This window comes from Nocardia sp. MDA0666 (genome assembly GCF_003023875.1).
In the GTDB taxonomy this organism is placed as follows: Bacteria; Actinomycetota; Actinomycetes; order Mycobacteriales; family Mycobacteriaceae; genus Nocardia; species Nocardia aobensis.
Genome location: NZ_PYHT01000054.1, coordinates 1 through 1,221, shown reverse-complemented (window position 1 = coordinate 1,221; position 1,221 = coordinate 1). Strand labels below are relative to the sequence as shown.

Below are 1,221 nucleotides of genomic sequence, written 5' to 3'. Positions count from 1 at the left end.
ATGTTCTCGCCCTTGACGATCGCCTCGTAGACCTTCACACGACCGACCACATCGTCGGACTTGATGGTCAGCAGCTCCTGCAACGTGTAGGCCGCGCCGTAGGCCTGCATGGCCCAGCACTCCATCTCACCGAAACGCTGACCACCGAACTGCGCCTTACCACCCAGAGGCTGCTGGGTGATCATCGAGTACGGACCCGTCGACCGCGCGTGGATCTTGTCGTCCACCAGGTGATGCAGCTTCAGGATGTACATGTAACCCACCGCCACCGGATACGGGAACGGCTCACCCGACCGACCATCGAACAACACCGACTTACCGTTGGCGTCGACCATGGTCTCGCCGTCGCGGTTCGGCAGGGTGGAACCCAGCAGACCGGTCAGCTCGTCTTCCTGCGCACCGTCGAACACCGGGGTCGCGATGTTGGTGTCGGATTCCTGACCCAGCATCTCCTCGGGCAGGTTCTTCGCCCAGTCCGGCAGGTTGCCGGATTCGGCGCCGTCGACCTGCCAGCCGGCCTTGGCGATCCAGCCCAGATGGGTCTCGAGGATCTGGCCGATGTTCATACGACGCGGAACACCATGGGTGTTCAAGATGATGTCGACCGGGGTGCCGTCCGGCATGAACGGCATGTCCTCCTTCGGCAAGATCTTGCCGATCACGCCCTTGTTGCCGTGACGACCCGCGAGCTTGTCACCGTCCTGAATCTTGCGCTTCTGCGCCACATACACGCGCACCAGCTCGTTCACACCCGGAGGCAGATCGTCGTCGTCCTCACGCGAGAACACACGAATACCGATCACCTTGCCGGACTCACCGTGAGGCACCTTCAGCGAGGTGTCACGCACCTCGCGGGCCTTCTCACCGAAGATCGCGCGCAGCAGCCGCTCTTCCGGGGTCAGCTCGGTCTCACCCTTCGGGGTCACCTTGCCGACCAGGATGTCACCATCGCGCACCTCGGCACCGATACGGACGATGCCACGCTCGTCCAGATCAGCCAGCACCTCATCCGACACGTTCGGGATATCACGGGTGATCTCCTCGGCACCGAGCTTGGTGTCACGAGCATCGATCTCGTGCTCCTCGATATGAATCGAGGTCAGCACATCCTCCTCCACGAGACGCTGCGACAGGATGATCGCGTCCTCGTAGTTGTGACCCTCCCACGGCATGATCGCCACCAGCAGGTTCTTACCCAACGCCATCTCACCGTTCTCGGTG

1 pseudogene is annotated in these 1,221 nt (G+C 62.2%); it reads right to left on the bottom strand.

Going from position 1 to position 1,221, the window contains the following annotated elements:
* A pseudogene (locus C8258_RS32105) lies at positions 1-1,221 on the bottom strand (DNA-directed RNA polymerase subunit beta); the annotation flags it as partial.